At 39.3% G+C, this 26537-nt stretch carries 27 protein-coding genes; 3 read left to right on the plus strand and 24 right to left on the minus strand.

Annotated features, from left to right (window positions below):
• Positions 1–106: 106 nt before the first annotated feature.
• The 16 genes from HMPREF1517_RS07485 to HMPREF1517_RS07560 form a co-directional block, all read right to left on the minus strand.
• The gene (locus HMPREF1517_RS07485) at positions 107–1504 is read right to left on the minus strand and encodes a C69 family dipeptidase (RefSeq protein WP_037600710.1); all 1398 of its coding nucleotides are present in this window, start codon (positions 1502–1504) and stop codon (positions 107–109) included.
• A 17-nt stretch (positions 1505–1521) separates the two neighbouring features.
• Positions 1522–2433 (minus strand): DNA-binding protein WhiA, encoded by a 912-nt coding sequence (gene whiA, locus HMPREF1517_RS07490; RefSeq protein WP_004182012.1) that lies wholly within the window; start codon positions 2431–2433, stop codon positions 1522–1524.
• On the minus strand, positions 2430–3404 hold the full coding sequence (locus tag HMPREF1517_RS07495; RefSeq protein WP_002891102.1) for a YvcK family protein: 975 nt from the start codon (positions 3402–3404) through the stop codon (positions 2430–2432). The genes whiA and HMPREF1517_RS07495 overlap by 4 nt, the downstream gene beginning before the upstream one ends.
• Positions 3401–4291 (minus strand): RNase adapter RapZ, encoded by an 891-nt coding sequence (rapZ, locus tag HMPREF1517_RS07500; RefSeq protein WP_037600714.1) that lies wholly within the window; start codon positions 4289–4291, stop codon positions 3401–3403. The genes HMPREF1517_RS07495 and rapZ overlap by 4 nt, the downstream gene beginning before the upstream one ends.
• Entirely contained in the window at positions 4272–5042 is a 771-nt protein-coding gene (locus tag HMPREF1517_RS07505) for a DUF1003 domain-containing protein (protein WP_037600718.1), read from the minus strand. Before HMPREF1517_RS07505 ends, rapZ begins: the two co-directional genes overlap by 20 nt.
• Before the next feature lie 125 nt (positions 5043–5167).
• Positions 5168–7135: a CAP domain-containing protein gene (locus HMPREF1517_RS07510; RefSeq protein ID WP_037600720.1), complete on the minus strand. Its 1968-nt coding sequence runs from the start codon at positions 7133–7135 to the stop codon at positions 5168–5170.
• 262 nt (positions 7136–7397) lie between these two features.
• On the minus strand, positions 7398–7889 hold the full coding sequence (queF, locus tag HMPREF1517_RS07515; RefSeq protein ID WP_003097375.1) for a preQ(1) synthase: 492 nt from the start codon (positions 7887–7889) through the stop codon (positions 7398–7400).
• A 122-nt stretch (positions 7890–8011) separates the two neighbouring features.
• The gene (queE, locus tag HMPREF1517_RS07520; protein WP_022496683.1) at positions 8012–8728 is read right to left on the minus strand and encodes a 7-carboxy-7-deazaguanine synthase QueE; all 717 of its coding nucleotides are present in this window, start codon (positions 8726–8728) and stop codon (positions 8012–8014) included.
• The gene (gene queD, locus HMPREF1517_RS07525; RefSeq protein WP_037600727.1) at positions 8721–9164 is read right to left on the minus strand and encodes a 6-carboxytetrahydropterin synthase QueD; all 444 of its coding nucleotides are present in this window, start codon (positions 9162–9164) and stop codon (positions 8721–8723) included. Before queD ends, queE begins: the two co-directional genes overlap by 8 nt.
• On the minus strand, positions 9164–9817 hold the full coding sequence (gene queC / locus HMPREF1517_RS07530) for a 7-cyano-7-deazaguanine synthase QueC (protein WP_037597875.1): 654 nt from the start codon (positions 9815–9817) through the stop codon (positions 9164–9166). Before queC ends, queD begins: the two co-directional genes overlap by 1 nt.
• A 175-nt stretch (positions 9818–9992) precedes the next feature.
• Positions 9993–10373: a RidA family protein gene (locus HMPREF1517_RS07535; RefSeq protein WP_002891112.1), complete on the minus strand. Its 381-nt coding sequence runs from the start codon at positions 10371–10373 to the stop codon at positions 9993–9995.
• 108 nt (positions 10374–10481) lie between these two features.
• Positions 10482–10889, minus strand: a complete 408-nt coding sequence (locus HMPREF1517_RS07540) for a hypothetical protein (RefSeq protein ID WP_037600729.1) — start codon at positions 10887–10889, stop codon at positions 10482–10484.
• Between the two features lie 26 nt (positions 10890–10915).
• On the minus strand, positions 10916–12262 hold the full coding sequence (gene asnS, locus HMPREF1517_RS07545) for an asparagine--tRNA ligase (RefSeq protein WP_037600731.1): 1347 nt from the start codon (positions 12260–12262) through the stop codon (positions 10916–10918).
• 36 nt (positions 12263–12298) lie between these two features.
• Complete coding sequence (locus HMPREF1517_RS07550; protein WP_037600734.1) at positions 12299–13480, minus strand: pyridoxal phosphate-dependent aminotransferase; 1182 nt, start codon at positions 13478–13480, stop codon at positions 12299–12301.
• A 4-nt stretch (positions 13481–13484) separates the two neighbouring features.
• A complete protein-coding gene (locus HMPREF1517_RS07555; RefSeq protein ID WP_037600738.1) occupies positions 13485–13967 on the minus strand; it encodes a cell wall elongation regulator TseB-like domain-containing protein in 483 nt (160 codons plus the stop codon).
• A 157-nt stretch (positions 13968–14124) separates the two neighbouring features.
• Complete coding sequence (locus tag HMPREF1517_RS07560) at positions 14125–16611, minus strand: bifunctional DnaQ family exonuclease/ATP-dependent helicase (protein WP_037600740.1); 2487 nt, start codon at positions 16609–16611, stop codon at positions 14125–14127.
• A gap of 95 nt (positions 16612–16706) precedes the next feature.
• Here HMPREF1517_RS07560 and HMPREF1517_RS07565 point away from each other — a divergent pair, with 95 nt between their 5' ends.
• Positions 16707–17339 (plus strand): MBL fold metallo-hydrolase, encoded by a 633-nt coding sequence (locus HMPREF1517_RS07565; RefSeq protein ID WP_037600743.1) that lies wholly within the window; start codon positions 16707–16709, stop codon positions 17337–17339.
• A gap of 104 nt (positions 17340–17443) precedes the next feature.
• Here the strand turns inward: HMPREF1517_RS07565 and HMPREF1517_RS07570 are convergent, their stop codons facing one another.
• The 8 genes from HMPREF1517_RS07570 to HMPREF1517_RS07605 all read right to left on the minus strand — a co-directional run bounded on the left by HMPREF1517_RS07570 (position 17444) and on the right by HMPREF1517_RS07605 (position 25193).
• Positions 17444–18400, minus strand: a complete 957-nt coding sequence (locus HMPREF1517_RS07570; protein ID WP_037600746.1) for an ABC transporter permease — start codon at positions 18398–18400, stop codon at positions 17444–17446.
• A gap of 1 nt (position 18401) precedes the next feature.
• On the minus strand, positions 18402–19469 hold the full coding sequence (locus HMPREF1517_RS07575) for an ABC transporter permease (protein ID WP_037600749.1): 1068 nt from the start codon (positions 19467–19469) through the stop codon (positions 18402–18404).
• Positions 19462–21000, minus strand: coding sequence for an ABC transporter ATP-binding protein (locus tag HMPREF1517_RS07580; protein WP_037600751.1), 1539 nt, complete (start codon positions 20998–21000; stop codon positions 19462–19464). The genes HMPREF1517_RS07575 and HMPREF1517_RS07580 overlap by 8 nt, the downstream gene beginning before the upstream one ends.
• A gap of 115 nt (positions 21001–21115) precedes the next feature.
• Positions 21116–22180, minus strand: a complete 1065-nt coding sequence (locus HMPREF1517_RS07585) for a BMP family lipoprotein (protein WP_277619197.1) — start codon at positions 22178–22180, stop codon at positions 21116–21118.
• Positions 22181–22247: 67 nt separating this feature from the next.
• Positions 22248–22646 carry a cytidine deaminase gene (locus HMPREF1517_RS07590; RefSeq protein WP_037600754.1) on the minus strand — a complete coding sequence of 133 codons (399 nt, stop codon included), beginning with the start codon at positions 22644–22646 and terminating at the stop codon, positions 22248–22250.
• Positions 22633–23295, minus strand: a complete 663-nt coding sequence (gene deoC / locus HMPREF1517_RS07595; protein ID WP_013990470.1) for a deoxyribose-phosphate aldolase — start codon at positions 23293–23295, stop codon at positions 22633–22635. The genes HMPREF1517_RS07590 and deoC overlap by 14 nt, the downstream gene beginning before the upstream one ends.
• Positions 23296–23328: 33 nt before the next feature.
• Complete coding sequence (locus HMPREF1517_RS07600; protein ID WP_013990469.1) at positions 23329–24606, minus strand: pyrimidine-nucleoside phosphorylase; 1278 nt, start codon at positions 24604–24606, stop codon at positions 23329–23331.
• Positions 24603–25193 carry a class I SAM-dependent methyltransferase gene (locus HMPREF1517_RS07605; protein WP_013990468.1) on the minus strand — a complete coding sequence of 197 codons (591 nt, stop codon included), beginning with the start codon at positions 25191–25193 and terminating at the stop codon, positions 24603–24605. The genes HMPREF1517_RS07600 and HMPREF1517_RS07605 overlap by 4 nt, the downstream gene beginning before the upstream one ends.
• Before the next feature lie 112 nt (positions 25194–25305).
• Between HMPREF1517_RS07605 and coaA the strand changes: the two genes are divergently transcribed.
• Together coaA and rpsT are read left to right on the plus strand one after the other, a co-directional pair.
• Positions 25306–26226 (plus strand): type I pantothenate kinase, encoded by a 921-nt coding sequence (gene coaA, locus HMPREF1517_RS07610; protein WP_013990467.1) that lies wholly within the window; start codon positions 25306–25308, stop codon positions 26224–26226.
• Between the two features lie 69 nt (positions 26227–26295).
• On the plus strand, positions 26296–26532 hold the full coding sequence (gene rpsT / locus HMPREF1517_RS07615; RefSeq protein WP_004182129.1) for a 30S ribosomal protein S20: 237 nt from the start codon (positions 26296–26298) through the stop codon (positions 26530–26532).
• Positions 26533–26537 lie beyond the last annotated feature (5 nt).

The raw sequence follows: 26537 nt of genomic DNA on the forward strand, positions 1-26537 counted from the left end.
TTTATTACGCTTTATCAGCTCCTCTCGAAACTGGATAAAGAAAACAAGTAATGTTTACAATACTAAAAAACCTTTCCAATTTTATGGAAAGGCTTTTTTGATGACTTTAATCACTCATAGAAAAACGATTGGTCATCAAATTACTTGCATCATCTAAGACTTTTGCCAATAGTTTATCTGTTTCTGACTGAATCTTATCACTAATTTTTTGATTTTCAGCTTCAAAATCAATACTCTCACCATTTGCTAAAGCAGTATCTACATGATTAATCATAGCATGGCCAAGAGCCATAGTTGTTTCTACATAAGCATCCAAATCAGCTTCATGCTGTTGGAAATGAGGATCACAGATAGCAGCAATCAAGCGATTACTCCAGTAGAAATTACCTGTATCCACTTTATCAGTTGTTTGACGGAAATAAGCAGGTGTTGTTCCGACTTGAGTCCAGAATGGCACCATTGTACTAAATGGCATTGATCCATAGGCTAACCACTGAATACCAGTCGTTTCTGACGGTTTGTTAGGACGCATTTGCAAGAGAGCTGTTTGACTAGTACGGTTGATACCGATTGGACGGAATTGGCGTTGACTCACCGCATCTCCTTGAGGTCCATAAGGATCGTAAGGTGTATCTTGGTAATGAAGACTCAAGACATATTTAACATCTTCAACTGTAATTTTGCGGTATGGTTTTTGACACCATGGAATAAAGAATGATTTTGGATCATAATCTTTTTCTGGGTTCAAGAATTTCTGCATTGCCCAGGCACGTGGTGTATTATAATGACGATCCTTATCTCGTTGGCTACCAAAAGCATAACGTGGATTAAAGTGTTCATTAGAATAAGTCAGATCCAAATGATGTTTATTAATAAAATCTCGAATGTCTGGTGAGGCTAAATAGTCGTCTGGATTTTCAAACTCATAGTGATCGATGCCAAGTTGGTTTGGGTTAGTGACATAGGCATCATCTGGAACACGTCTTGCAATCCAATGGTGACCACCAATGGTCTCTAGCCACCAAATTTCTTCAGTATCTGAGAAAGCAATACCATTAGATTCGTAAGTTCCGTAAGTTTCAAGAAGTTGCCCCAAACGAAGGACACCTTCACGCGCCGTCTTGATATATGGCAAGACCAATGTTAACATATCCTCTTCTCCAAAACCATCTTTAACAAGAGGGTCTGCACCGAGTACACGCGCATTGGTGGTGATTGTTTCTGTTGCACTCATGGCAACATTAGATGAGTTAATACCAGCTTCACCCCAGATACCGTCTTTACCAAGTGCATCTGGAACAGAAGTATAACGTAGAGGATTATCTGGCAAATCAATTGAAAACTTGCTAAGCAAAGACTGATAATGACGCGGTTGGTCTTCAGGGGTCACGACGAGAAATTCTTTGGGCGTAAAAACGCCAGATTGAGAATCCTCAGTACGTGCAATCATGGTAGAGCCATCATATGAGGCTTTCTTACCTACTAAAATCGTTGTACAAGCCATAAAAGCTTCCTTTCTACTTACAAATCGTCCGCAATTTTATTAATTTTTCTGAGACGATGATTGACACCACTCTTGGTCAGAGGAGGTTCTATACTATCTGCGATTTGCTGGATAGAGTAATCTGGATTGGCAATACGGAGTTGGGCAATTTGGCGCAGCTCCACAGGTAAAATCTCCAAGCCAACCGTATCCATAATCTTGATAATATTATTAATTGTTTTCATACTAGCACTAATCGTTCTAGCAATATTAGCTGTTTCCGCATTATTGGCACGATTCAGATCATTTCTGGTCTCTCGCATAATTTTGACCTCTTCGAAGGTATCCTTAGAGTTCATTGCACCAATAACAAGGAGGAAATCCATAATATCCTCAGCTTTTTGAAGATAGGTCACAAAACCATTTTTATGACTCAAAACCTTGGCATCGAGCATAAATTTTTTCATGAGAGAAGCCAAGTCCTCTGCGTGGTCTTGGTAAACGGAAAAAATCTCTAATTGATAACGGCCTTTTTCAGGATCACGAACTGTTCCAGTCGCCAAAAAAGCACCTCGTAAATAGGATCTTCCAGCTTCATCATCTTCCATTACTGATGTTTCAATGCCTGTTTCAAAGCCAAAGAAAGAATCCGCCAATTGTAAATCGGACAAAATATCATTGACATGGTCAGCTACAAAAACCGTGTAAACACGATTTTTCTTGAGATTAGTCTTGTTATGATGTCTCAATTCAGGATTACTCTGATAACGACTTTCCATTAATTGGTAGATATGTCGCGCAATCTTTGCGTTTTCTGTTGAGATAGAAAGAGTCAATCCTTGGTTGGTCAATCCAACAGAACCAGACATCTTAATCAATGCCGACAATTCAGCCTTGTCTTTGCTTGAAGCTGCAATTATCTCTTCTTTAACCTTAATTGTGAAACTCATGACTTATTCCTCACTAGATGCATGAGCTCATCCACTACCAAGTCGCCATGGTGGAAGGCACCACCATTTTCAAGTCGCAAAAAATTAGAAGAAACAACTGTTTTTGCTTCACGACGTAAGCCCTCAAAATCATGCTCAACCTGAACAAGGTATTCATCAAATTTATTACTTGCCATGTATTCCTTAGGCACTTTCTTGATATTAACTAAGACATTGTCAATCACATCGGAGCCAAGATGACGATTAAGAACAGCCACATGGTCGGCATCTGAAAATTGCTCAGTTTCTCCGTACTGCGTCATAATATTACAAATGTATGTGACATCAGCCTTGGTCTCAATAAGAGCCTGACGAATCTCTGGTATCACCAGGTTGGGCAAAATCGATGTATAGAGAGACCCAGGACCTAAAACAATCATATCACTATTCATAATAGCATCAACAACCTTACGACTGGCCTTAGGCTCTTCATCATTATAGGTATTGGTCACATAAACGCGCTCAATCATGCCATCGTACTGGGCAATACTACTCTCACCTGCTACTTCATGACCATCTTGAAAAACAGCATGAAGCGTCAAGGCAGTCTCACTGGCAGGATAAATCTTACCTGTGACGTGGAAAAACTTCGTCAGAAGCTGCATGGCATTATAGGTAGATCCCTGCATTTCAGAAATTCCAGCGATGATTAGATTTCCGAGTGGATGACCGGCCAAAGCGCCATCGGTTTTATCAAAACGATATTGGAAAACTCTTTCATAAAGTTTAGGCATATCACTCATAGCTACCAAAACATTACGCAAATCCCCTGGAGGTGTCAGTTGCATGATATCACGCAAATCTCCTGAAGAACCGCCATCATCAGCTACAGTTACCACAGCAGTGATATCAACATCCTTATGACGTAAACTACGAAGAATGACTGGAATACCAGTTCCCCCACCTATTACTGTAATTCTTGGTTTTTTCATGAACGATTCACCGTCTCCTTACGTCGATCCTTATCACGATGTGTTTCATTGACTGTCCAATCATTTTTTAGATCTTGGGCTAGACGATGTGCAAAAGCTACACTACGGTGTTGACCACCCGTACACCCAACAGCAATAGTAAGAACAGACTTACCTTCTCTTTTGTAGCCAGGTAAGATTGGTTTAATAAGCTGTGTCAAATGATTGTAAAAGTCTTCTGATTCCGTATGCTTCATGACGTAATCAAAAACCTCTTTATCCAAACCTGTGAGGTTACGAAGGGCAGGATCATAATAAGGGTTTGGCAAAAAACGGACATCAAAAACCAGATCTGCATCCAATGGCAGTCCATATTTAAAACCAAAACTCAAAACTTCAATACGGAAAGAAGATTGGTCTTGCTCAGATGAAAACTGTTCAGAAATAGCCTTACGAAGTTGACGCGGAGTCAATTCTGTCGTATCAACTACGTTTTGACTCAAACTCTTAAGCGGTGACAAAAGCTCACGCTCTAACTTGATGCCATCCAAAACACGGCCATCTGCCGCCAGTGGGTGACTACGACGTGTCTCTTTGTAACGAGAAACCAATTCACCATCCGTAGCGTCCAAGAAAAGAATCTTGAAATTAAGTTCCTCATTGCTTTCTAATTTATCCAAAATATCGTTGATTTCATCGAAGAACAAGCGACTTCGCATATCAACGACAAGAGCAATCTTATCTGTCTCTTCACTATGTTTTACCAATTCGATAACCTTTGGTACCAAAGAAGGTGGCATATTATCAATAGTGAAGTATCCAATATCCTCAAAGGATTGAATCGCTACAGTCTTACCTGCTCCGCTCATCCCTGTTACAACAACTAAATTAATTTTTTTCGTTCCCATGAGACTCCCTTTCTAGTCTTTCTTCTTTCAAGACACGAATATCGTCTGACATTTTTTCAACTTGTTGGCTAACCCCCATAATCATTTCTGTCTGCAATTTTTGAATAGTAAGCAAATCTGATTGGTCTTGTTGCACCAAGTGATCAATTTTTTCATGTAAAAGTCGGATTTCTTCCTTTGATTGTTTATTGACGTTATAGTCATTTCGTGCTTGCAATCGATCGTAATCCGATGCCCGATTCTGACTCATCATAATCAATGGTGCCTGAACGGCAGCTAGAGTGGACAAGGCCAGATTCAACAGAATAAAAGGATACTTATCAAAGGCAATCCCAAAGGGTTGAACAACATTCAGCCCCATCCAAATAGCCATAAAAGCAACAAATGACAAGATAAAAGTCCAAGATCCACCAAATCGGGCCACTTCATCCGCCACTTTTTGACCAAAAGTAATTCGACTATCCAATTGTTCCTGGACATCCTGGTCCTCGTAGAGCAAACTCTTGGTCACATCATGAACTGTTTCACGCACGTGCTCATTTTTCTCATTAGCATTTGCAATAATCTCGTCGAGAAAAACTAACCTATAATCCAAAAGGCTAATATTACTAATGAAATCATGTCCTTGTAAATCAGGATAATCTTTTTTCAAAAGCACCTGCAAACGACTATTTAGTCGTTCGAAATAGGAGCCATCGGTTTCATCGAACCACTCTTTAGAGATATAATCCTGAACTCTCTTAACCTGCATATTTTCGCCTTCTTTCTAGGCTCTATTATACCATATTGAAAGCTTAAACGTTCAATAGATAAAGGAAAAGAGTCCAAGACTAACCTCAGACTCCTCATTATTGGGACAATTAATTTAACATCTTCTTATTGGTAATTCAAAGTCCAGTAGTAAGTACCATCACCTGCGACAACACAAGCCACTGCAGCTTGAGTAGCATCTGGACTCATGAGAAGTTCACGAATACCACTGCTCAACCATTTATTTGCAACAACTGAACCATCAGATTCACGACGGTAAACAATACCGTCACTGTTGTAAGTATGTGAAATATCTTTGGCGTGTGGAAGAGTTGTGCTATTGTAAAGATCATCAGACCATGTAAGCGCTGGTAAACCGGCAGCTGTACGTTGAGCATTGATTTCATTAAAGGCAGCCTTAGCTGAATCAACTTCAACATAATCAGAGTTTTCAGTTGGTTCTACATGATAAATAAATTTAACATATCCAAATTCAACATCACTATATTTTTTGTCGTCAACACCACTCTTGAGATTAGCTGTAATCACATAATCACGTGCCCAAGCACTGCCTTTAGAAGCATTGAAGTTATCAACATCTTCAATTTCCCAAGTTACATTACAATCCCAGCCAGCATTGTCTATGAATTTTGGAGCAAGATTATTAATGACATAGTCTTTGAATTCATCAACATTTTGGAATGGAAGAGCTTCTCCCGCTTTACCAGTACCAACTACATTTTCAGAATACAACTTAACACTTGATGCGTTGTCATCGTACATGTATTCGTCGTTTCCTGCTGGTTTATGGAAATCTGGATCAAGCTCAGGGTCATCATTGGCAGTACCATTGTAGAGTTTCCACTTACCATCAACCCATTTGTAGTAACCATCGATACCACGCGCATTTTCCTCATCAGTCATAGCGACACGGTAGTAATACGTACCGTTGTCATCTACAAATCGTGGGTCTGACTGCATGCGATAATCTGTTGGTGGCAATGTTGGTTTTGGCAACTTATCATAGTCAATGTTTATTTCAGGCGCATATGGTGGGTTTTCAAGTTCAGGAGCTTCAGAACTTGTTTCTGATGTTGAACCTGTCTCTGAAGTTGCTGTTGAAGAAGATTCAGAAGTTACAGTCGAACTTGAGTTACCAGTTGAAGCCGCTTCTGAAGTTGAATCTACAGTTGAGGCTACTTCTGAACTTGCTGATGACGTTGAGTCAACAGTTGAAGCTACTTCTGAACTTGCAGACGAAGTTGAGTCGGCAGTTGAAGCTACTTCTGAGCTTGCAGACGAAGTTGAATCCACGGTTGAGGCTACTTCTGAACTTGCTGATGAAGTTGAATCTACAGTTGACGCTGCTTCTGAACTTGCAGACGAAGTTGAATCCACGGTTGAGGCTACTTCTGAACTTGCTGATGAAGTTGAATCCACAGTTGAGGCTACTTCTGAACTTGCTGATGACGTTGAATCCACAGTTGAAGTTGTTGGAGCTTCAGAATCTGTGCTTGAAGCCTTAACAAGCACCCACTTACCATTTGAATAATAGTAGTAATCGCCATTATCTTTCAAATAATAGTGAGTACCATTTTCGTAACGGTAGTGAGGGTCATTTCTCAAAACCTCATATCCTGTCGTTGGTGTATTATTAGAACCACTATTGTTGTTATTATAGTCACCACCACGAACCCAACGACCGTTATAGTTAACATAGTAGCTACCATCACTCAAGATGTAGTACAAGTAACCATTACTATAGCGGTAAGTACCTGATTCGTTATAGTTGTTGTAACCAGGATTATAGTTGTTATAGCCATAATTATAGCCATAGTTATAGTTTGGATAGTAATTATTGTAACCGTAGTTATAGCCATAATTGTAATTATAGCCTGGATAATAACCATTGTATCCGTAGTTATAACCATAGTTTGGATAATAGTTGCTATACCATGGATTATAAGAATAGTTATTATAGTAACCTCGGCCATAATAACTATCGGCCTGTGCATGATCATTACCAACTACCGTTGGTGCTAATATTGCTGCCCCTAAAACAGCGCACGAAAATAGACGTAAACTTTTTCTCATTGTCTTCATCCCCTTTTTTAAAAACAAATATACCTTTTATAAGCAAGCGCTTACGCTTCTGTTTTACTTTAATTGTAGGAGATAATACTTCTATTGTCAAATTATTTTAATAATAGAACTTTCTAAGAACAGACCAATAAAAAACTAACAATGACCTTACTTTTACTTGTAAAAAATTATTGATTAGCTTTCTTTTACACCCTAAAGACTGGTGTTTAACAAAATAAAAAAAGCCCTTAACATAAGGACTTTTAGCATGATATTAACGATTATCAATATTTTCTGGGTAAAGATCGTGATTAAAAAGACGTTGTTCTGCCATCTTTTCATACTTAGTTTCTGGACGACCATAATTATAATAAGGGTCAATAGAAATACCACCACGAGGTGTAAATTTACCCCAAACTTCTAAGTAACGAGGGTTCAAAAGCTCCACCAAATCTTTACCAATAGTATTAATACAGTTTTCATGGAAGTCTCCGTGATTACGGTAACTAAAGAGGTAAAGCTTTAGAGATTTAGACTCAACGCAGAGCTGGTCTGGAATATAAGAAATATAGATACTTGCAAAATCAGGTTGGCCAGTAATAGGACAAAGTGACGTAAATTCTGGACAGTTGAATTTGATAAAGTAATCATTATCAGTGTGACGATTATCAAAAGACTCCAAGACTTGTGGAGAGTATTCAAAAATATAAGGTGTCTCCTTATTACCAAGGAGAGTGAGGTTTTTCATTTCTTCTTGTTGTGACATTTTTCTTCCTTCGTTGTTAATTTTTCTAGACCTTTATATAGTCGATTTTTAATCCAAATTTCTAATGTTAATCATCAAAAAAGTCAAAATACTATCAATTCTAATCTTAAAGACTGTGAAGATTAGACACCACGCTCATTATCATAGAGTAGGGTATGAAGCTGAGGGAGGACACGCACATTGCCCCACGAATTATCAGCAGCTACAGTCTCCCATAGTTCTTTTAGGCGATTTAATTGATGTTGGACAATATTACCCTCTGCTTTAGGTTCAGGATTACCAGCTGAAAGAAACATGACATCTGGCTGATAACGTTCCTGAATCATTTTAGCAAAGGCTAAATCTGTATCATCGAAAACAGGAACCTTGAAGGTAACTTTATCAGGATCAAGCTGAGAAACAATAAAGTCAAGGGTTTCCATATTGACTTCCATCTTGGATGATGGCGGTTTAGGACTTAAGGTTACTTGGTCAATTTCCTTTAGCCACTCCTGCCAGCGAGAACCCTGTGTTTCAACGGCCAGGGTTACGCCTCTTGCCTTGAGTTTTGAAACGAGTTCAGCCATATTAGCCGCTAGCAGAGCTGGGTTTCCTCCAGATAGAGTAACATAGTCGTAAGTTCCTAGCGCATCCAAAGCTTTAATGACTTCGTCAGCTGTCATACGAGTTGGCTTTTCTGAACCATCCCAAGTGAAGGCAGAATCACACCAATCACAGTGGTAATCACATCCTGCTGTCCTTACAAACATGGTTTTTTGACCAATTGCTCGCCCTTCCCCTTGAAAGGTTGGTCCAAAAATTTCAAGTACTGGTAGTTTGAGTACACGTTCTCTAGTCATCCAACCACTCCCGTCTAAACTCTGCAAAGGCTGTTGGTGTTTCATAAAGGCGTACATATTCCAAACGAAGTCCCCTCTCCTCTGGCAGATGTTGACTCGTCGTCTGGAAAATCCAGAAAACCATATTTTCCGCAGTTGTGTTCATATAAGGCAAAGTCTCATTGAGATAACGGTGATCTAACTGAGGTTCCAAATGGTCCTTATAAATGCTCTTGAGGTCACCAAAATCGTAGGTCATGCCACGTTCATCCAAGTAACCACTCACTGCTATTTGAAGATGGTAGGTATGACCATGAAGCGATTTGCATTTGCCTTCATAATGAAAGAGATGGTGGGCAGCATCAAAAGTAAACTCTTTAGAAACCATTGTACGGTGAGGATTGTAAACCAAAGACTCACCTGTTTCTTTTTTGATTTCTTTCGGTGCAAAGAACATTAAGCTTCTCCTCTTTCTGCTAGATATTTTTCAAGTCCTTTTTGACGCAAATGGCAGGCAGGACATTCCCCACAACCAGTCCCAATAATACCGTTATAGCAAGTTAGCGTTTTTTCACGAACATAGTCGAAAGCTCCAAGTTGGTCAGCCAAAGCCCAAGTCTCAGCCTTATCTAACCACATGAGAGGAGTTTGGATAACAAAATCATAGGCCATGGCTAGATTAAGTGTGACATTAAGCGATTTGACAAAAACATCACGACAGTCTGGATAACCAGAAAAGTCTGTCTCACAAACACCCGTAACAATGTCAGTGATACCACGTTGCTTAGCCAGAACAGCTGCAAAAGAAAGGAAAAGATGATTACGCCCGTCCACAAAAGTATTAGGAACTTCACCTTCTTCTGCCTCAATCTCAATATCAGATGTTAAAGCATTTTCAGTAATTTGACCAAGCAAAGACATATCTAAAACATGGTGTTTAAGCCCTTGTTCTCGTGCAATCTCTTTAGCTACTTCAATTTCCAAGCTATGACGTTGCCCGTAAGCAAAAGTAACTAATTCAACTGTTTCATAATGTTTTAGAGCCCAAAATAGGCAAGTAGTAGAATCTTGACCGCCACTAAAGACGACCAAAGCTGATTGACGTTTCATAATATTCCTCTTTATTCGTGATGTTTGAGACACATAAAAAGGCTCCTTGAGGGAGCCAAAAAAAACGCCAGTAATGGTTTTTTTTAGCGATGGTGTCTCCCAAACATCGAAAATGATTTATCATTAATAGTTTATCATAGTTGAGAAAAAAAGAAAAGAGCCAAGGCTCCCTTCCTTAATCAATCTCAGCAATAACTTCGATTTCAATTTTAACATCTTTTGGTAAGCGTGCCACTTCTACTGCAGAACGTGCTGGAAAATCAGATGTAAAGGCAGTTGCATACACTTCGTTAAATGGAACGAAATCGTTAATATCACTTAGGAAGCAAGTTGTTTTGACAACGTGGTCAAAGTCTGTACCAGCTTCTGCCAAAATAGCCCCAACATTTTTAAGAACTTGTTCTGTTTGTTCTTGAATTGTTTCGCCAATGATTTCACCTGTTTCTGGTGACAATGGTACTTGACCAGAAGCAAACAAAAGATTGCCAACAATTTTACCTTGAACATAAGGTCCGATTGCTGCTGGTGCTTTATCAGTATGAATAGTTTTTGCCATGATAGTTCTCCTTTGACTAATATGTTGCTATTATAACAAAATATTCTGAAAATTGAAACATATAATTCCAAAAAGAAAAGAATCAGCACTAGGCTAATCCTTCTCCTACTATTTCAGATACTTTTTGACATAGCTATAGTAGTCTGGTTTTTCTTTTTTATTAAGTGCAAAGAGCATTTGACCCTTAATAGGTTCTTTCTCATCATTTGGTTGTAGAAAAAGAGCAACCTCTTTGGATTTAGTTGGGAAAAATACCGTATAAAACGTCTCTTTCCCCTGATCTTTTACTTTTAGCGAATAATAGGTAAAGTCATCTTTAGACTTGGGACCATCCACTGTATAGTTATAATCCTGATCACCAATCTTGACCTTATCTTTCTTGAAGACAATAGTATAATCCTTCTTTAAGGCATCTTGTGCCTGCCATTCACCCTCTAGTGAGGGAGCAGACTTGCTACAAGCTACCATCGAAACCATACAAAGTAAGGCCAATAGACCAAGAAACCATCTTTTCATACTTTTGCACTCCTAGAGAATTTTACTTATGGTTTGATACGGTGCAACATACGTGGGAATGGAATAGCTTCACGAATGTGTTTTGTGCCAGCTACGAAAGTAACCATACGTTCAATACCGATACCAAAACCACCATGTGGTACTGAACCATATTTACGAAGGTCAAGGTAGAATTCGTATTCTGAACGGTCCATTCCGAGTTCATCCATTTTAGCTACAAGGGCATCATAGTCATCTTCACGCATTGAACCACCGATGATTTCACCATAACCTTCTGGAGCCAAAAGGTCTGCACAAAGAACGCGCTCTGGATTACCAGGAACAGGTTTCATGTAGAAGGCCTTAAAGCTTGCTGGATAATTAACAACGAATGTTGGAACACCAAAATAGTTTGAAATCCAAGTTTCGTGCGGTGAACCGAAGTCATCCCCATGTTCGAGGTGCTCGTAATCTGTATCTTCATCATTTTCATGTGCTTGAAGAAGGTCGATAGCTTCATCATAAGACACACGCTTGAATGGCTCAGCAATGTATTTCTTAAGAAGATCCACATCACGTTCAAGGATTTCAAGAGCTTGTGGCGCACGATCAATCACACCTTGAATAAGTGCTTTAACATAAGCTTCTTGCAAGTCAAGTGACTCATCATGTGTCAGGAATGAATACTCAGCATCCATCATCCAGAACTCAGTCAAGTGACGACGTGTTTTTGATTTTTCAGCACGGAAAACAGGACCAAAATCAAAGACACGACCAAGAGCCATTGCACCAGCTTCAAGGTAAAGCTGACCAGATTGGCTTAGGTAAGCAGGAGTACCAAAGTAATCTGTTTCAAACAATTCTGTTGAATCTTCAGCAGCATTTCCTGACAAAATTGGACTATCAAATTTGATGAAACCATTTTTATCAAAGAATTCGTATGTTGCGTAAATAATCGCATTACGAATTTGTTGGACAGCCATTTGTTTACGCGAACGCAACCAAAGGTGACGATTATCCATCAAGAAGTCAGTTCCGTGTTCTTTTGGTGTGATTGGGTAATCATGTGACTCACCGATGACTTCTACTGCTGTCACATCCAACTCGTAACCAAATTTTGAACGTTCATCTTCTTTGACCACACCAGTCACATAAACTGATGTTTCTTGGCTAAGGCGTTTAACAGTATCAAATTTTTCAGTACCTTCTTCTTCACCGTATTTTTCGATGAAGTTAGGTTTGAAAGCTACAGCTTGGAAGAAGGCAGTCCCATCACGCAATTGAAGAAAGGCCAATTTCCCTTTACCTGATTTGTTAGCTACCCATGCACCGATAGTGATTTCTTCACCCACGTATTTAGGCACATCAATAATTGAAACTAATTGTTTAGACATGTAATTACTTCTCTTTTCTTTTGATCTATTTTAATTCTATTTTTCCATAAAGGCTTTGATTCGGCGGACTGCTTCTTTCAAAGTATCCAAGTCTGTTGCATAGCTAAGACGAATATTTTCAGGTGCCCCGAATCCTGCACCTGTTACCAAAGCCACTTCAGCCTCTTCAAGAATAGCGTTTGTAAAATCATTGACATCTGTATAACCCTTGATTTCCATCGCTTTTTTAACATTAGGGAAGAGGTAAAAGGCACCCTGAGGTTTGATGACTTCAAAACCAGGTACTTCAGCTAGGAGTGGATAAATTGTATTCAAACGTTCTTCAAAGGCCTGACGCATTTCTTCGATAGAAGACTGATCACCAGTTAAGGCTTCAATAGCAGCGTATTGAGAAACTGCTGTAAGATTTGATGTTGTTTGGCTAATAATCTTCGCCATTCCTGAAATAATTTCTGGATCTCCTACAGCAAATCCCACGCGCCAACCTGTCATAGCATAGGTCTTAGAAACACCATTAATCACAATTGTTTGCTTACGAATCGCATCTGACAAGCTTGAAATTGGGGTGAAAGTATTGCCATTATAGACCAAACGTCCATAGATATCATCTGCTAAAATCAAGATATCGTGCTCAACCGCCCAGTCACCGATTGCTTGCAATTCTTCCTTGCTGTAAATCATTCCTGTTGGATTTGATGGAGAATTAAGCAAGACAACCTTAGTTTTTTCAGTTCGAGCAGCTTCAAGCTGTTCAACCGTTGCTTTAAAGTGATTAGCTTCAGTCGTTTGGAAAGTAACCGGAACACCCTCAACCATTTTAACTTGGTCTACGTAAGAAACCCAGCAAGGTGTTGGAATAATGACTTCATCACCAGGATTAATGACCGTAGCAAAGAAAGCATATAAGATAAACTTAGCACCAGTGCCGACAACAACCTCATTTGGTTTCACAGCATAACCATAGAAATTTTCCATGTAAGTGCTGATCGCATCCTTGAGTTCCGGAAGTCCAGAAGCCACGGTATAAAAACTTGCTTTACCATTTTCAATAGAAGCAATGGCCGCATCTTGAATGTTCTTAGGTGTTACAAAATCTGGTTCACCAAGTGTCAAACTCAAGATATCACGTCCTTGAGCTTTAAGAGCTTTAGCACGCGCACTGGCAGCTAAAGTAACACTTTCTTCCATTTGTAATACACGATTTGATAATTTTGTCATTTCATTATAGTCCTTCCACTTTAATAACCTGACCTGAGATAAAATCAACCAGATAATACTGGGTTCCTGACTTCACTTCCCAAATAGGAGTTTTGCCATATTTTCCTAGGTGGACATAGGATATCTCCTTAGCACCATAGGCCTTAGCAGCTTTCTTAGCGACTGACTTACTAATACCATCAGATTGCTTGTAGATATCAACCACACCTGAATCAGGACTCATGATAACAGCCAGCTTCTCACCTTGACTAGACTTTCCAAGAAGTCCGTAATAGGTAGACTCACCATGGTAAATATCAAATTCAGTAACGGTCCTTATGTCTGCTTTGCTCTCTGCTATGGCAATAACCTTCTTTTCAGCGTCTACGTAAGGCTTAGTCGCTACAATAAGAATAGCAGTCACAGAGGCAATTAAGGTCACAACGATTACAATTATTCCAAAAATGAGCTGTTGCTTTTTTGTCCAAGGTGAACGTTGTTTACGCATAATGCCTCCTAAAAAAGTTTCTGAATTTATTATATCAGAAAATGATAAATCTTTACATAGCAATATAGCTAGTATTGAGCAATTAAGTCTATCTTTTTTATAACTCAGTAAAATTCATAAAGCCTGAGTAATCTTAGAAAAGGTTTGTTTTAAAAAGTTAACTTTCTTTTTCTAAGAAATCCTTAATATCCTCTTTGACTTGCTCAAACTTAGCATACTTAAGCGCCACTTCTTGTGTGACTTCTTTTAGAAATAGTTTTCCATAGCTCTTAACGAGTGGGCGATTGTCCATAAGAAGAATAGCTGAACGCTGTTCTGGGCGTCTTTGGGCACGTCCGATAGCTTGTTTGAAACGTAAAACCGTCATTGGAAGACTGTAACTCTCAAAGGTACTCTTTCCTTGCTTAGAAAACCAAGATTCAATCTTTTGATAGAAAGGATCCTTAGGATTGTCAAACGGCAGACGTGCAATAACCTCAATTACCCTATCTTGTTGAGCAAAGTCAACGCCTTCCCAGAATGACCCCATACCAAGAAGGAGATTGGTCTCACCTCTATCAAAACGTTTTTTGACATTAAAAGCTGTCCCATTTTTCTCTTGAGTTAGGTGACGCACTTCCCTATGATCCAATAAATCCGAAACAGCCATCATACTCTTTCGAGACGTGAATAGTACTAAAATTGGATATTCCATTTCAGATAGCTTCTGGAGACGCTTTGCAAGAGCAACTTCATACTCCTCCTCAGAAGAAACTCCAATCATAGGCATGCTTTGATCAATCCAAATAGCTTGATTGGGTAAAGTGTCCATTGGAAGGTTAACCTTACGTACCTGTTTTAAGCCCAACAAATCAGCCACATCAACATCAGGTCCTACATCAATAGTTGCTGAAACAATTATCACTTTTTGAGCACTTGGTAGATAAGCTGAAAGTTCTAAGAGTTCTTGACGTGACGCCTTTAAATAAGTCACACGATGTTCCTGATAATAGTCTGTTTCAAGCCAAAAATGGCTGTAAAGGGGTGTCTTCAGTGGAGACAACATCTCCATCAAATCACTTTCACCTTCCAGTTCAGAAATGGTTTGTAGCAAACGATCTAATTGCTGGCGATTATACTGCTTCTGAGGAAATTGTTGGTGTTCTTGGATTAGATGGCTAACTTCAAACTGCAAATTTTCGAGCAAGCGTTGTTGAAGTAAGGTTTGATTACCACTATCAAGAATACGATGGATATGTTGCAAAAGCACTGTAAGATTGACTTGATGACGTGAAAATTGTTCCAAAGCCAGAACCATCTTTTGTCCCTCATCAATCACAAGATTTTTTCCTCGAACAAAATCATGATCATCTTCCATACGCGTCAAAAGATAAGCATGATTGGTCACAACTACCCTAGCTTCTTGGGCTTTTTGGTAGGACTGTTGCCAAAAATCATATTCAGCAAAAAGACTATCCACCTTTAACTTACCATCGTGCTTAATCTCATCAAAATAGGCCATATAGCGCTGTTTTTGTCTGATTTCATCGAGATCCCCTGTCTTCGTTTCAGTCAACCAAACTAAGAGTTGCATTTTGTAACGATTAATCAAACGGTTACTGTCCTGACGAAGTAAGGTCTGGTAAAAGGCATCTAACTTGATATAATTCTGAGGTCCTTTGAGACTATGAAAGTTAATATTAAAGACATCCGATAATGCTTTAGCTTCCTGATTCATAATCTGATTTTGAAGAAGCTTGGTTGGAACAGCTACTACTACTTTATCGACATCAGATTGTGCTAACAAGGGAAGCAAATAACCATAGGTTTTCCCAATTCCAGTCTGAGCCTGAATCATGGAAATAGCAGAATTATCAAGCTCCTTCCTTACTACCTCAGCAAACTCTCTTTGTTTAGGTCTTGACTCTAAATCCAAGAGAGCAATATTGGTAGCAAAATCTTGAGACAGTTTTCGTTCCGCCTTATAAGCCACAGGTCTACGAAGAACAATTCCAGATTCTTCAAGCATGACATATTCCTTTGAAAGACCTAAATTTTGACCTCTTATAGCATCACGAATAACCAACTCAGTCTCAAAAAGAAGATTATCTGAAAAAGTCAAAAGCATCTCAATGGTCTGTCTAGGTAAGCTGGCAATCTTATCCATCAAATGAAACAAAAGCTGTCCGGTCGCTCTCGCATCTTCAATAGCGGTATGGGCTTGAGCTAAGTCAAGATTAAGAACCTTGGATAAATGAGATAACTTATATTGTTCGAACGTTGGATAAAAGACCTGAGCCAATTCGACCGTATCAACACGAGGCGTCCTTAATTCGAAACCTTCCATAAAAAGTGCCTCTGCAAGCAAATTGGCATCAAATTTAACATTATGGGCAACAAAAATACAGTCCTCAATCAGTTCAAAAATTGTTCTAGCAATTTCTGAAAAATCTGGTGCTTGGGCCAACTGCTGATCGGTAATTCCTGTTAAATGAACAATGTGCTCATCGAGTTCTTGGTGTGGGTTAACATCACTCGCAAATTCGTCAACCACCTGACCATTTTGCATGATAACAATTCCCACCTGTATAATACTAGCCGTTGACGAAGCGGAGGTTGCTTCCAAATCAACAATGGCATATTTATTCGTGTTTTTTTCACTCATAGTGACCTTATTATAGCATATACAAAGCACCAAAAAAAGACAAAGCCATCATTCTGATATTGGAAAAAGCCTGAAATTCGTGCTACACTAGAACTATGAAAATAAGACGAATTTTAAATCCTGTTGCTCAGGAAAACACCTATATTTTAGAAAACGATACAGCCTGTCTAGTCATTGATCCAGGAAGTGATACTTCTGCTATCTTAGCTGAACTTAAAGCAATCGACAAACCAGTTGCTGCTATCCTTTTGACACATACACACTACGACCACATTATGAGTGTTGAGGCAGTCCGTCAGGCTTATAATCCTCCTGTTTATGTTACTGAAGCTGAAAAAGACTGGTTGATGAGTCCTATTGATAATTTATCTGGACTCCCACGTCACGACGATATGGAAGACGTTATTGTCAATCCTGCAGAACACTACTTCGATTTTACTGAAGATTATAACATCAAGAACTTTCAGTTTAAAGTTGTTCCAACTCCAGGACACTCTATTGGAGGTGTTTCTTTTATCTTTGATAGAGAAGAAACTGTATTTTCTGGTGATGCCCTCTTTAAAGAAACAATTGGACGCTGGGATCTTCCAACAGGGAACCACGAACAATTACTCACTAGTATTCAAGAGCAACTTTTTACACTTCCTAACCACTACAAAGTTTTCCCAGGACATGGATGGGATACCACTATTGGTCACGAGAAGGTCTTTAACCCATATTTTTCATAAAAACAAAAGCTTGTCATACCTACTTTAGTGAGTATTGACAAGCTTTTTTATTCGAATAAAAAAGAAGGCCGATAGACCTTCTTATCTGAGACACTGTAGAGTGCCTATTTAGATTTGATATAGTTAACACCATCTGCTTTAGGTGCAACGGCTTTACCGAAGAAAGCAGCCAAGACAATAATTGTCAAGATATATGGTGCAATTTGCAAATACACATTTGGTACATGTGAAATGAGTGGAAGCTGTTTTCCAATGATTGCCAATGATTGTGACAATCCAAAGAACAAACTTGAGAGCATAGCTCCAATTGGACTCCAACGACCGAAAATCATAGCAGCCAAGGCGATGAAACCAGGACCTGCAATTGTTGTAACGGCAAAGTTGTTTGAGATTGATTGTGCATAAACCGCACCACCAACACCACCAAGGAAGCCCGAAATCATGACGCCATAGTAACGCATACGATAGACGTTAATTCCAAGTGTATCTGCTGCCTGTGGGTGTTCACCAACTGAGCGAAGTCGCAAACCAAAGCGTGTCTTAAAGATGAGCCACCATGATGCTACTGAAACCAAGATAGCAACATATGCTACCAAAGAAACATTAGTGAAGAAAACTTTACCCAAGAAAGGGACTTGATCCAAGATTGGGAAGGATACAGTCTTAAAGTTATGACTGATAGCAGGTGTTTGACCAGCACCATAGATAACACGTGTCAAGAACACTGCCAAAGATGGTGCGATAAGGTTCAACACTGTACCAGAGACAACATGGTCAGCTCGGAAGTTAATTGTCGCAACAGCATGGAGTAATGAGTAGAGAACACCAACCAGACCTGCTACAATCGCAGCAATCCAAGGTGTCGCATCTCCAAAACTTTCTGCAAAAGTCAAGTTAAAGAGAACACCTGCGAAAGCACCAATTACCATAATTCCTTCAAGGCCGACATTTACGATACCGCCTCGTTCAGAGAAAGTTCCACCAATACTTGTAAAAATCAATGGTGCTGAATACTTCAACATAGAGGCAACAATCAAGGCTATAATTGTAATAAAGTCCATATTAGTTTTGTCCTCCTTTAGCTTTCACTGATTTATGACGAGGGCGAACCCAATATCTAATGATGTAATTAGCACCAACAAAGAAGATGATCAAGGCTGAAACAACATCGATAATTTCAGGTGGAACACCAATCATACCACTCTTACCAATAGACAAAACACCATAAAGAAGGGCGGCAAATGGGATACCGATAGGTGAGTTAGACGCTAAAAGCGCAACCGCCATACCGTTCCAACCGATAGCCAATGAAGCGTTTTGAACGAAGACATTTTGGAATGTACCAAGTCCTTCTACTGTTCCTCCAAGACCACATAGAGCACCTGAGATAATCATTGACATGATAATAACACGTTTAGATGACATCCCTGCATACTCTGAAGCATGAGGATTAAGACCTACAGATGTAATTTCAAAACCAGTTGTTGTTTTCTTAAGCAAGAACCAAACTAAGAAGGCAGCCGCAAGTGCCAGGAAGAAACCAATATTGAAACGCGAACCACCAGTTATTTGAGATAAGTACTCTGTTTGATAACTAGCTGAGGCTACAACCTTGTTAGAAGCTTCTGAAGAACGCAACATATCAGATGTAAATCCAAAGCGAATAATATTGTTTGCTACATACAAAATGATGTAGTTCATCATGATGGTAACAATGACCTCACTAGTTCCCAAGTAAGCACGGAGAATACCTGGAATAGCCCCAGCGATACCACCTGCAACCAGACCGATAATGACTGTACAGATAACTGAAATCACCTTTGGTAAGTCAGGGAATGACAAAGCAAACCATACGGCAGAAACCCATCCTGCCAAGGCTTGTCCTGGCAAACCAACGTTAAAGAAACCTGCCTTAGATGCAACAGAGAATCCTAGTGCAATCAGAATCAGCGGACTCATGGCACGAAGAATTTCACCAATATTTTTCAATGAGCCGAAGGCCGTTGTGAAAAGATCATAGTAAGCCCAGAATGGATCGTAACCGAAAATCAACATCAAAACGGCTCCAATCAGCATTCCCAAGAGGACAGCAATTAAAGGAACTGCCCAATTTTGTACTTTTTTAGACATTTGCTTCCTCCTTATTCAATTGTCCACCAGCCATAAGAATACCAAGATCTTGCTTATTCGTTTCAGCAGGATCTAGAATTCCCTGAATTGCACCATCATAGATAACCGCAATTCTGTCTGACATATCAAGAATTTCATCCAATTCAAAGCTGACAACAATCACAGCCTTACCATTATCACGTTCTGCGATAATACGTTTACGGATGTACTCAATGGCACCAACGTCAAGACCTCGAGTTGGTTGACTTACAATAAGAAGTTCTGGGTCACGGTCAATCTCACGAGCGATAACAGCTTTTTGTTGGTTACCACCTGACAATTCACCACCAGCAATTAACTCTCCTGCACCACGAACATCAAATTCTTCCATCAATTCACGCGCTTTAGCATTGATGACATTATAGTTTAAGATACCATTCTTAGAATTTGGTTCTTTGTAGTAGGTTTGAAGAGCGATATTTTCAGCAACTGTCATTTCAAGGACCATACCATCACGGTGACGATCTTCAGGAATATGCCCAACACTCATTTCAGTAATCTGACGAGTTGTCTTATGAATAATCGATTCACCCTTGATAGTAATATCACCTGACTTAACTTTACGAAGCCCTGTAATCGCTTGGACAAGTTCTGTCTGACCATTGCCATCGATACCGGCAATACCGATGATCTCACCAGCACGAACATCTAAAGACAGATTTTTAACAGCAGGAATTCCGCGGTTCTCGTTAACCACCAAATCTTTAATAGAAAGAACAACTTCTTTTGGATTTGAAGGAATTTTCTCTGTTTTGAAGGAAACCTGATGACCAACCATCATTTCGGCCAAGTCAGCATTTGTTGACCCTTCAATCGTTACCGTATCAATTGATTTACCACGTCTAATGACAGTGACACGGTCAGAAACTGCTCGAATTTCATCCAACTTATGGGTAATCAGAATAATCGACTTGCCTTCCTTAACCAAGGTCTTCATAATGTTTAGAAGTTCAGTAATTTCAGACGGAGTCAATACCGCAGTCGGCTCATCGAAGATCAAAATATCAGCCCCACGATACAAAGTCTTAAGGATTTCAACACGCTGTTGAGCACCAACAGAGATATCTGCAACTTTGGCAGTTGGATCTACCGCAAGACCGTATCTTTCAGAGAGTTCAGTAATTTCCTTGATAGCCTTCTTCATATCAAGGACACCACCAGCTTTAGTTACCTCGCTACCCAGGATGATATTTTCAGCAACTGTAAAAGCTTCAACCAACATAAAGTGTTGGTGAACCATCCCAATCCCCAGTTTCGTTGCTTTAGATGGTGAATCAATCGTCACCTCTTGTCCTTTAACCTTAATGGTACCGCTCGTAGGTTGCAAAAGACCTGAAAGCATATTCATTAAAGTTGACTTACCTGCACCATTTTCACCGAGGAGGGCATGGATCTCTCCTTGTCTCACATCAAGATTGATATGGTCATTTGCCACGAATTCACCAAATTTTTTGGTAATATTGTGCATCTCAATGACATTTGGCTTCGTCATACAATCTCCTTCCAAGAATAATTTTTATTTCAGCAAAGGGGATCATTAACTGCTTCCCTTTGCTGAGACAAAAATTTGTCTCAGTCTAAGTTCTATAAAGACTTATACTTAACTATTATTTGCTAAGACCATCAGTTGGTTTCAATTCACCATTTTTGATTTGTTCTTTAGCTTTTTCTACTGCATCTTTGATATCTGAAGGAAGATTAGACGTTACAATGTCAACACCACCGTCTTTGATACCGTAAGTCTTAGTTTTACCACCTTCGAATTTATCGCCTTTGACTTGTCCGTTAGCAATATCTTTAACAACTGTACCAACTTGTTTGATTGTTGAAGTCAAAACAAAGTTAGATTTTTTCTTGTCTGAAGATGTATAATTACCTTCTGCTGTTTGGTCACGGTCAACACCGATTACCCATACTTTCTTATCGCTTTCAGCATCAAGCTTTTCGTTAACTTCTTTAGCAGCTGTGAAGACACCAGTACCAGTACCACCAGCAGCTTGGTAGATTACGTCAACGCCTGAAGCGTACATTGTTGAAGCGATTGTTGTCCCTTTAGCTGCATCAGAGAATGATTCAGCATATTGAACTTGTACATCGATGTCAGGTTTTACTGACTTAGCACCAGCTGTGAAACCAGCTTCAAAACGTGTAATTGTGTCTGATGTTTGACCACCGATGAAACCAACTTTATTTGTTTTTGATTGCATAGCTGCTGCGATACCTGCAAGGTAAGCACCTTCATTATCGGCAAACAAAACACTCTCAACGTTCTTTTGATCTTTAATAACATCGTCAATAATTACATAGTTCACATCTTCGTGTTCTTTAGCTGCGTCTGCTACTGCATCATGAAGAGCAAAACCAACACCAAAGATGAGATTGTATCCTTGACTTTGTGCTGAAGACAAGTTTGTTGCAAAGTCAGACTCTGAACCAGATTGGAAGTAATTGTAGCCAGAATCTTTTTCAAGTTTGTTAGCTTTACCCCAAGCTTGAAGACCTTCCCATGCTGATTGGTTAAATGATTTATCATCTACCCCACCAGTATCTGTAACGATAGCAGCTTTAACTTTTGAATCAGCTGATGATCCGCCGCGTCCGCCACGTGCACATGCTGCAAGACCAAGTGCTGCAACAGCAACAAGGCCAAGACCGATAATTTTCTTGTTCAATTTCATCTTGAACACTCCTCCTATAACTTGCAAGAAAACTTGCTTAATAAAGAATAAAACAACTAGACTATTGTAAGTCCGTAAAAGAGTATGGTAACAACTCTCCGACTGTCATCTCGACTGTCGATTTATCTTCAGCGATAAGAATCACTTTAGAATCAGATTTTAAAAATTCGACCATCACTTGGCGACAAGCACCACACGGTGAGATAGGCTCTTTGGTATCTCCGTATACTGCGAGACATTCAAAGTCTCTATACCCTTCAGATACCGCCTTAAAAATGGCTGTTCTTTCTGCACAATTGGTCAATCCGAATGAGGCATTCTCAATGTTACATCCTTGAAAAATGCGCCCATTCTTTGTAAGCAATGCAGCTCCGACTCTAAACTGAGAATAAGGAACATAGGCATTTTCAGCTGCCTCTTGTGCTGCTTTTATTACTTTCTCTTTTTTAGTAGCTATCATGACTTTCTTGCCCTTTCATAATGGCCACTCCTGACGAAGTACCAATACGGGTTGCACCAGCTTTGATAAAGGCTTTAGCCGCCTCAAGTGTACGTGCTCCACCAGATGCCTTGACTCCCATAATAGGACCAACAGCTTCTCGCATAAGCTCAATATCTTCAATGGTAGCACCACCAGTAGAAAACCCTGTCGATGTCTTCACAAAATCTGCACCTGCCAGTTTTGCTAATTGGCAAGCTTCGACCTTTTCTTCATCAGTCAATAGACAAGTTTCAATAATAACCTTTACAAGTTTACTTCCACTAGCTTCAACAACAGCTTTAATATCATCTTCAACTAATTTTAGATTTCTAGATTTAAGAGCACCGATATTGATTACCATATCAATTTCATCCGCCCCATTGGCAATAGCATCCTTGGCTTCAAATGCCTTAACTGCAGAAGTCGATGCTCCCAAAGGAAAACCAATAACTGTACAAACTTTAACAGAACTATCTTTAAGCAATTCAGATGCCGTTTTGACCCAAGTTGGATTAACACAGACGCTGGCAAACTCATACTTCTTAGCCTCATCAATTAAGGAAAGAATCTGTTCTTTATTAGCATCAGCTTTTAGTAAGGTATGGTCAATATAGCTATTAACAGACATAAACAAACTCCTTGATTAGAATTAAATTAAGGGTTAGCGAATTATCTTTAATATTTCTGTCGTTTCTTTACATTCACTACCCATAATAACATTTTTTTCGAATTCAGTCAGCATTTTTTCAGATAAAATTTCTTGGCTATAGACCTTGGCAATAAGGTCTCCCTGAGTCACAGAATCGCCAACTTTCTTTTCAAATACAATTCCTGTTTCATAATTAAGACTATCTGACTTCGTAGCTCGACCTGCTCCTAATTGCATAGCAAATTTTCCAAATGCCATAGCAGGTAACTCTTTAATGTAACCTGTTTCATGAGCATGAATATCTGTCACGACAGGCGCACTGCTATAACGATAAAGATCGGTCAAATCACCACCTTGAGCTTGAATGAGTTCTTCAAACTTAGCAAGGGCTTTTCCACCCACTAAGTGCTGACGAATCTCTTCCTGGCTAGCTTCAACCTGAGCTAAATCTAATAGAATCTCAGCCAACTCACAGATAAAGTCAGTGATATCTTCACGTCCCTTACCTTGCATAATTTCAATAGCCTCTGTGATTTCTAAACGGTTACCAATAGCCTTACCTAGTGGCTGACTCATATCTGTAATAACTGCAATGGTTTCACGATTGACCTCATGACCTAGTGCAACCATGGTCTCAGACAACTTCTCAGCGTCAGACATATTTTTCATGAAAGCGCCTTGACCAACAGTAACATCCAGTAAAATCTTATCAGCGCCTGCTGCTATCTTTTTGGACATAACAGAGCTTGCGATTAGAGGAATGGAATCTACTGTTGCAGTGACATCACGCAAGGCATAAAGAAGTTTATCAGCCTTAACCAAATGCTCAGACTGACCAATAAGGGAAATCCCAATGTCTTTAACTTGCTGAATGAATTCTTCCTTACTACGCTCAACCTGATAGCCTTTGATAGACTCTAATTTGTCAATCGTTCCACCTGTGTGTCCGAGACCACGACCACTCATCTTAGCCACTGGAACACCAAAGCTAGCTACAAGCGGCATCAGAATGATGGTTACCTTATCACCAACGCCTCCGGTCGAATGTTTATCTACCTTAACACCTGGAATTTCTGACAAATCATATTGTTCGCCTGAAGCAACCATATCAGTGGTCAAATCATGGATTTCACGAATAGACATACCTTGATAATAAATCGCCATCGCCAGAGCAGCTATCTGATAGTCAGGTATTTCCCCAGACACATAGCCATTAATGAGATATGAAATTTCCGCTGTGCTTAACTCCCCACCATCTCTTTTCTTTTCAATTAAATCAACTGTTCTCATATTTTCTCACTTCTAAGGATATAATATCCTTTATCCTTTTTAACGACTTCAGCATTACCAAACACATCCTCCATCTTAGCCTTAGCTGACGGAGCACCTTGTTTTTTCTGAATAACAATAGTTAGGTTACCACCTTGATTGAGATAATCATATGCCTCCGCGATCACTTGATGAACCACCTTCTTGCCCGCACGGATAGGTGGATTAGAAATAATATAGTCAAAACTTCCAGTGACATTTTCATAGATATTTGATTGGAAGATAGTAGCTTCAACCTTATTTCGTTGAGCATTTTGTCTAGCTAAATCAATCGCCCTACTATTGATGTCAATCATAGTGACTTTAACTCCTTGGACCTTGGCTAAACTGATACCGAGAGGACCATAGCCACAACCCACATCTAAAAGCGTTTTGCCAGCTTCCAAATCTAATGCACTCAAAAGCACTTGACTCCCAAAATCAATCATTTTTTTAGAGAAAACCCCAGCATCTGTATAAAACTGAAAACTTTCTCCTAATAAATTAACCTTTAAATCATGAATATCATGAGCCGCATCTGGCGTCTCAGCATAATACATTTTTGACATTATTTTTTCCTTCTAGATAGTACTTTTTCTTTATCGTATCATAAATACTAAAGTAAGGCTAGTGAAATGACAAGGCTTACATTCGACCTTTTTTTCTGCTATAATGTTATTTATGCTAAATGAATTTATCAATTTCGAAACGATATCACGCAAGGAATGGCAACGCCTTCATAAAGAGGACAATGCCCCATTGACTGCAGAAGAACTGGATTCCATTCGAAGCCTTAATGATAAGATTGATGTGCAAGAAGTTAGTGACATTTATCTTCCCCTTATCAATCTCATTCGTATCTATCAGAAAACTGCCAACGATCTAACCTTTTCTAAGAGTATCTTTTTACAAAAATCACAGACTAACCGTCCATTTATTATTGGGGTATCTGGTTCAGTTGCTGTTGGCAAATCCACTACCAGTCGTTTGCTTCAACTCTTGTTGCAGCGTACCTTTCCCCAATCTAATGTTGAACTTGTGACAACTGATGGCTTTCTCTATCCTAACCAAACCTTGAAAGAAAAAGGCATCCTTAATCGTAAGGGCTTCCCTGAGTCCTACGATATGCCACTTCTTCTCAACTTTTTAGATACTATAAAAAATGGTGGTGATGTCAATATTCCTGTTTACTCTCATGAAATTTATGATATTGTACCAGGACTTACCCAAGAAATCAGACAGCCCAATTTTCTAATTGTCGAAGGGATTAATGTTTTCCAGAACCCTATTAACCAACGACTTTACATGAGTGACTATTTTGATTTTTCTCTCTACATTGACGCTGAAGTTAATAATATCGAATCCTGGTATCTCGAACGTTTTCAAACCCTTCTTGAGCTCGCCAAAAAAGATGAAAATAACTACTACCATCGTTTCACTAAATTTAGTAAGGATGAAGCTTTATCTTTAGCACAAAAAACCTGGCGTGATATCAATTTGGTTAACCTGGAAAATTATATCGAACCTACACGAAGTCGAGCTGAACTGATTCTTCACAAGGGAGACAATCATAAAATCGACTTCATCCACTTAAAAAAATAGAAAAAGCTTGCCAAGGGGCCTAAAATAACGTATAATGACATAGTTAGATAAATTTTGGAGGTGAAAACATTGGCAAATATTAAATCAGCTATCAAACGCGCTGAACTTAACGTTAAACAAAACGAAAAAAACTCAGCTCAAAAATCAGCTTTGCGTACTGCTATTAAAGCATTCAACGCTAACCCAACTGAAGAAGCTTACCGTGCTGCATCAGCTAGCATCGATAAAGCCGCTTCTAAAGGTTTGATTCATAAAAACAAAGCAAGCCGCGATAAATCACGTCTTGCAGCTAAATTGGCTAACTAATTGAA

Source organism: Streptococcus sp. ACS2, assembly GCF_000525585.1.
Classification (GTDB): domain Bacteria; phylum Bacillota; class Bacilli; order Lactobacillales; family Streptococcaceae; genus Streptococcus.

What these genes read in the sequence shown, in the direction of transcription:
- HMPREF1517_RS07550 (WP_037600734.1), bottom strand. Translation starts at nt 13,480, where the DNA reads ATGACAAAATTATCAAATCGTGTATTACAAATGGAAGAAAGTGTTACT.
- HMPREF1517_RS07600 (WP_013990469.1), bottom strand. Translation starts at nt 24,606, where the DNA reads ATGAGAACAGTTGATTTAATTGAAAAGAAAAGAGATGGTGGGGAGTTA.
- HMPREF1517_RS07495 (WP_002891102.1), bottom strand. Translation starts at nt 3,404, where the DNA reads ATGAAAAAACCAAGAATTACAGTAATAGGTGGGGGAACTGGTATTCCA.
- rapZ (WP_037600714.1), bottom strand. Translation starts at nt 4,291, where the DNA reads ATGGGAACGAAAAAAATTAATTTAGTTGTTGTAACAGGGATGAGCGGA.
- whiA (WP_004182012.1), bottom strand. Translation starts at nt 2,433, where the DNA reads ATGAGTTTCACAATTAAGGTTAAAGAAGAGATAATTGCAGCTTCAAGC.
- HMPREF1517_RS07575 (WP_037600749.1), bottom strand. Translation starts at nt 19,469, where the DNA reads ATGTCTAAAAAAGTACAAAATTGGGCAGTTCCTTTAATTGCTGTCCTC.
- HMPREF1517_RS07555 (WP_037600738.1), bottom strand. Translation starts at nt 13,967, where the DNA reads ATGCGTAAACAACGTTCACCTTGGACAAAAAAGCAACAGCTCATTTTT.
- queD (WP_037600727.1), bottom strand. Translation starts at nt 9,164, where the DNA reads ATGTTCTTTGCACCGAAAGAAATCAAAAAAGAAACAGGTGAGTCTTTG.
- queE (WP_022496683.1), bottom strand. Translation starts at nt 8,728, where the DNA reads ATGACTAGAGAACGTGTACTCAAACTACCAGTACTTGAAATTTTTGGA.
- HMPREF1517_RS07580 (WP_037600751.1), bottom strand. Translation starts at nt 21,000, where the DNA reads ATGACGAAGCCAAATGTCATTGAGATGCACAATATTACCAAAAAATTT.
- HMPREF1517_RS07510 (WP_037600720.1), bottom strand. Translation starts at nt 7,135, where the DNA reads ATGAGAAAAAGTTTACGTCTATTTTCGTGCGCTGTTTTAGGGGCAGCA.
- HMPREF1517_RS07560 (WP_037600740.1), bottom strand. Translation starts at nt 16,611, where the DNA reads ATGAGTGAAAAAAACACGAATAAATATGCCATTGTTGATTTGGAAGCA.
- HMPREF1517_RS07605 (WP_013990468.1), bottom strand. Translation starts at nt 25,193, where the DNA reads ATGTCAAAAATGTATTATGCTGAGACGCCAGATGCGGCTCATGATATT.
- deoC (WP_013990470.1), bottom strand. Translation starts at nt 23,295, where the DNA reads ATGTCTGTTAATAGCTATATTGACCATACCTTACTAAAAGCTGATGCT.
- asnS (WP_037600731.1), bottom strand. Translation starts at nt 12,262, where the DNA reads ATGTCTAAACAATTAGTTTCAATTATTGATGTGCCTAAATACGTGGGT.
- HMPREF1517_RS07570 (WP_037600746.1), bottom strand. Translation starts at nt 18,400, where the DNA reads ATGGACTTTATTACAATTATAGCCTTGATTGTTGCCTCTATGTTGAAG.
- queC (WP_037597875.1), bottom strand. Translation starts at nt 9,817, where the DNA reads ATGAAACGTCAATCAGCTTTGGTCGTCTTTAGTGGCGGTCAAGATTCT.
- HMPREF1517_RS07485 (WP_037600710.1), bottom strand. Translation starts at nt 1,504, where the DNA reads ATGGCTTGTACAACGATTTTAGTAGGTAAGAAAGCCTCATATGATGGC.
- HMPREF1517_RS07505 (WP_037600718.1), bottom strand. Translation starts at nt 5,042, where the DNA reads ATGCAGGTTAAGAGAGTTCAGGATTATATCTCTAAAGAGTGGTTCGAT.
- HMPREF1517_RS07540 (WP_037600729.1), bottom strand. Translation starts at nt 10,889, where the DNA reads ATGAAAAGATGGTTTCTTGGTCTATTGGCCTTACTTTGTATGGTTTCG.
- HMPREF1517_RS07590 (WP_037600754.1), bottom strand. Translation starts at nt 22,646, where the DNA reads ATGATAGCTACTAAAAAAGAGAAAGTAATAAAAGCAGCACAAGAGGCA.
- HMPREF1517_RS07535 (WP_002891112.1), bottom strand. Translation starts at nt 10,373, where the DNA reads ATGGCAAAAACTATTCATACTGATAAAGCACCAGCAGCAATCGGACCT.
- queF (WP_003097375.1), bottom strand. Translation starts at nt 7,889, where the DNA reads ATGTCACAACAAGAAGAAATGAAAAACCTCACTCTCCTTGGTAATAAG.
- coaA (WP_013990467.1), top strand. Translation starts at nt 25,306, where the DNA reads ATGCTAAATGAATTTATCAATTTCGAAACGATATCACGCAAGGAATGG.
- HMPREF1517_RS07565 (WP_037600743.1), top strand. Translation starts at nt 16,707, where the DNA reads ATGAAAATAAGACGAATTTTAAATCCTGTTGCTCAGGAAAACACCTAT.